Genomic DNA, 4,259 nt, shown 5'->3' with positions numbered 1-4,259 from the left:
GCCAGGATCGCGTCGGCGGCCGCGGCCTGATGCGGGCGCGGGACCAGCGTCGCCTGGAAGCGGGGCGCCGGCGCGCCGGCGAGGGCGATGCCGTCGAGGTGCTTATCCACCCCGTCGTGACCGCGCGACGCTGTTCGCACCGGAACCCGTTTGCCTTCGACGGATTTCAGAACATATCATGAACGAGATTCGACCCGGTCGCTCAGGGAGTTGCACCGCCATGGCACGCTACCGTTTCCATTGCACGAACGGCCTGGAATGCGTCGTCGACACGGTCGGCAAGGACATCCGCTTGCCGCACAGGCTGCCCGCCAAGGCGCGTGGTGTCGCCGAAGCCCTGATGGTCACGCTCGACGGGCAGACGGATTGGGCGGAGTGGCAGGTGAGCGTGCACGATCTGAAGGGACGCAAGGTGCTGGCGCTTCCCTTCCGGCCGCCCGGCGAACACCTCCGGCAGGACATCTGAGCTTACGGCATCGCCTCTCGCGCAAGCGGCCTTCGTCGGGCCGGGCGATGGATGCCACCGCGCACGGCGCCGTCGCATGGCGGCGCGAGGCGCGACGAGATCCCGAACGGAGTGACGCCATGACGAGCCTTCCCCAGCTTCCGCCCGAGGCGTTCCTCAAGCGGGACCAGGCGCCGGACGCCCTGTTCTACGCCCAGCCCCGGTTCGTCACCCACATCGACGACGCGGCGATCGCGGCCGTGACGGACCTCTACCGCGCCCTGCTCCCGGCCGGCGGCCACCTCCTCGACCTGATGTCGAGCTGGGTCAGCCACCTGCCTCCGGAGATGGCCTACGCCGCCGTGATCGGGCACGGCCTCAACGGGCGCGAGCTCGCGGCCAATCCCCGCCTGACGGCCTCGTTCGTGCAGGACCTCAACGGCGACCCGGCCCTGCCGCTGGAGGCGGGCAGCATCGACGCCGTCCTCGTCTGCGTCGGGGTGCAGTACCTGCAGGATCCGGTCGCCGTGCTGCGCGAGGCCGCGCGGGTGCTGCGCCCGGACGCACCCGTGATCATCACCTTCTCGAATCGCTGCTTCCCGACCAAGGCCGTGGCGATCTGGCAGGCCCTCGGCGGCGACGACCAGGCGCGGCTGATCGATCTCTATCTCCGCCAGGCCGGCTTCCCGACCGTCGAGACCCGTGTCGTCCTGCCGGAGGGGGCCCCGGGCGATCCGCTGCGCGCCGTGATCGGCCGGACCGCTCCGTAGAGCGCGGCGCGAGGATCGGGCTTCGGTCCCGCCCGCACGCTTCGGCGGCCCGTGCCGGGAGCGGTCGCGACGCCTTCAGACCCTGCGTCGACCGAAGGCTCGCAGGACGGCGGGAACGCCGCCGGCCGACAGGCTCGGAGCGCGTGCGCGCCGCCGATCCGCAGGATCGCAGAAATGCTGATGGCGGGCCTCAACCCGTTGTCGCGGCGGCGTTATCGCGGCCGGACCTCACCTGACGATCGACCACCAGGAAAGCCTGGTGGAGCTGAGCGGGATCGAACCGCTGACCTCCGCAGTGCGATTGCGGCGCTCTCCCATCTGAGCTACAGCCCCGTCCAAGGCGCCGGCCTTTTAGGCTTGCGCCGATCGAACTGTCAATTCCCGATTCCCGCCGCCGTCGCGTCGCCGTTCCGGCGTCCCGCGCGGGCGCACGAGGACACGTGTTTCGCGCATGAATTCCTTGATCTGGCTCTTCGACACCGTCGTCCAGCTCTTCATCTACGTCCTCATCGCCAGCGCGATCCTCAGCTGGCTCGTCGCCTTCAACGTGGTGAACGTACGCAACCCGATCGTCTCGCAGATCGGCGAGGTGCTCTACCGGATCACCGAGCCGGTGCTGCGCCCGATCCGCAACCTGTTGCCGAACCTCGGCGGCGTCGACATCTCGCCGATCATCCTGATCCTGCTGCTGCTGTTCGTGAGCCGCCTGCTGCACGAGTTCGTGCCGGCCGACTCCTACGTCTACGCCCGCTGACGGCCGGTCCCGCGATCCTCAGGATCGTGGGACCCGCGCGCCGGCGGCCGACCCGCCGCACACCGTCCTCGAAACCGTCGCGCCCGGACGCGGAGATCCCCGAGCCCCATGAAGACCAATCCCGGCCGCTTCTTCGAGGATTACCGCCTCGGCGAGACCATCCGCCACGCCACGCCCCGCACGGTCACCACCGGCGACGTCGCGCTCTACACCGCCCTCTACGGCCCGCGCTTCGCGGTGCAGTCGTCGGACGCGTTCGCGCAAGGCATCGGCTACCCGCGCAGCCCGCTCGACGACCTGCTCACCTTCCACGTGGTGTTCGGCAAGACCGTGCCGGACATCTCGCTCAACGCGCTGGCCAACCTCGGCTACGCCGAGGGCGGGTTCCGCCGTCCGGTCTATCCGGGCGAGACCCTGTCCACCGTCTCCGAGGTGATCGGCCTCAAGGAGAGCTCGAACCGTCAGACCGGCGTCGTCTACGTGCGCTCGACCGGCTCGGACGCCAAGGGCGAGACCGTGCTGAGCTATTGCCGCTGGGTGCTGGTGCGCAAGCGCGACCCGCAAGCCGCGATCGCCGAGGAGCACGTGCCGAGCTTCGCCAAGGTGGTCGACCCGGCCGACCTCGCAGGCGCCCTGCCCCCGCTCGACGTCTCGGCCTACGATCTCGACCTCGCCGGCAGCCCGCATCGGTTCTCCGATTACGCGGTCGGCGAGAAGATCGACCACGTCGACGGCATGACCGTCGAGGAGGCCGAGCACCAGATCGCGACGCGCCTCTACCAGAACACGGCCAAAGTGCATTTCGACGCGCTGAGCTGCAAGGAGACCCGCTTCGGCCGGCGCCTGATCTACGGCGGCCACGTGATCTCGCTGGCCCGCGCCCTGAGCTTCAACGGGCTCGCCAACGCCTTCGCCATCGCGGGCATCAACGCCGGCCGGCACGTGGCGCCGCTGTTTGCCGGGGACACGGTCTACGCCTGGAGCGAGGTGCTCGACACGGCCGAGACCGGTCGCGGCGATGTCGGCCTGCTGCGGCTGCGCACGGTCGCCACCAAGAACCAGCCCTGCGCCGCGCATCCCGGCCGCGAGGGCGACGGCTACCACCCGAGCGTCATCCTCGACCTCGACTACTGGGCCTTCATGCCGAAGTGACGGCCCGCCCCGGGCGCGTCCCGCACCGGCTTCAGGCGCTGCGGGAGAAGGCTTTGGCGGGAACGGGCTCGGCGAGGCGACGTCCCAGGAGATCGCCCGGCACCGGCCGGCCGTAGCGGTACCCTTGCGCGTAGCGGCAGCCCATGCCCATCAGCGCCGCCTCCTGCTCCGGCGTCTCGATCCCCTCGGCGATGACGATCAGGTCGAGGCTGCGGCCGATGTCGAGCACCGCCTTCACGATGGTCGCGTCGTGGGCGTCGTGGAGCACGTCGCGGACGAAGCCGCGGTCGATCTTCAGCTTGGTGAGCGGGAAGCTCTTGAGGGTGGAGAGCGAGGCGTAGCCGGTGCCGAAATCGTCGAGCGCGATGCCGACGCCGAGGGCCCGCAGGCGCCGCAGCGGCTCCAGCGTGGCGGGTGCGTCGGCCAGCGCGATCATCTCCGTAACCTCCAGCTCCAGGATCTCCGGCGGCAGCCGGTGCCGCGCCAGGGCCTGGATCACCACCTCGGCCAGGGTGCCGGCGCGGATCTGCGCGTCGAACAGGTTCACCGCCACGCCGATCCGCGGCAGGCCGGCCTTGCGCCACGCGGCCGCCTGGCGGCAGGCCTCGTCGAGGCACCACTGGCCGAAGCGCGTCGCCAGGGTGCTCGCCTCGATCGCCGGCAGGAACTCGGCCGGCGCGAGCAGCCCGCGGGTCGGATGGTTCCAGCGAATCAGGGCCTCGACGCCGCGCAGGCGCCCGGTCGCGAGCTCGATCTGCGGCTGGTAGTGCAGGGCGACCTCGCCGGCGGCGAGGCCGTCGAGGAGCGCATCCTGCAGGTCGCGCCGGGTCTTGGCGGCATCCCGCATCGCGGGGGTGAAGGCGCGGTAGCCGCGCGGGCCCATGTGGCGGGCGCGCTCGAGGGCGAGGTCGGCCGCCGCCATCAGTTCGGCCGCGTCGGCCCCGTCGCGCGGCGCCTGCGCGGCGCCGATCCGCGCGCCGACATGCAGGACGTGGTGGCCGACGGTGACGGGCTCGGCGAGCGCGGCGAACAGGGCTTCGGCGCAGGCTTCGGTGCCGGCCTCGAGATCCGCCTCGCCGGGCGGCTCGGTCGCGGCCAGCAGCACGGCGAGCTCGTCCTCGCCGAGCCGGGCCAGGAG

Annotated in this window: 5 protein-coding genes and 1 tRNA gene; 4 read left to right on the top strand and 2 right to left on the bottom strand. The window is 71.2% G+C overall.

From position 1 onward, the window contains the following. The first annotated feature begins 220 nt into the window (after positions 1 to 220). Positions 221 to 466 (top strand): hypothetical protein, encoded by a 246-nt coding sequence (locus FV223_RS21270; protein WP_147728866.1) that lies wholly within the window; start codon positions 221 to 223, stop codon positions 464 to 466. 119 nt (positions 467 to 585) lie between these two features. Next, the gene (locus FV223_RS21265; protein ID WP_147728865.1) at positions 586 to 1,215 is read left to right on the top strand and encodes a methyltransferase domain-containing protein; all 630 of its coding nucleotides are present in this window, start codon (positions 586 to 588) and stop codon (positions 1,213 to 1,215) included. Positions 1,216 to 1,472: 257 nt separating this feature from the next. Here FV223_RS21265 and FV223_RS21260 read toward each other — a convergent pair. Continuing rightward, a tRNA-Ala gene (locus tag FV223_RS21260) sits at positions 1,473 to 1,548 on the bottom strand. Between the two features lie 118 nt (positions 1,549 to 1,666). Here FV223_RS21260 and FV223_RS21255 point away from each other — a divergent pair. After that, positions 1,667 to 1,969 carry a YggT family protein gene (locus FV223_RS21255; RefSeq protein ID WP_147728864.1) on the top strand — a complete coding sequence of 101 codons (303 nt, stop codon included), beginning with the start codon at positions 1,667 to 1,669 and terminating at the stop codon, positions 1,967 to 1,969. A 108-nt stretch (positions 1,970 to 2,077) separates the two neighbouring features. Continuing rightward, positions 2,078 to 3,121, top strand: a complete 1,044-nt coding sequence (locus FV223_RS21250) for a MaoC family dehydratase (protein ID WP_147728863.1) — start codon at positions 2,078 to 2,080, stop codon at positions 3,119 to 3,121. Positions 3,122 to 3,152: 31 nt separating this feature from the next. Here FV223_RS21250 and FV223_RS21245 read toward each other — a convergent pair. Beyond that, a partial coding sequence (locus FV223_RS21245) for an EAL domain-containing protein (protein ID WP_147728862.1) occupies positions 3,153 to 4,259 on the bottom strand: 1,107 nt, incomplete at its 5' end.

It is taken from the genome of Methylobacterium sp. WL116 (assembly GCF_008039455.1).
In the GTDB taxonomy this organism is placed as follows: domain Bacteria; phylum Pseudomonadota; class Alphaproteobacteria; order Rhizobiales; family Beijerinckiaceae; genus Methylobacterium.
The sequence above is the reverse complement of the archived record's forward strand: the minus strand, read 5'-3'. Positions and strand labels throughout refer to the sequence as shown.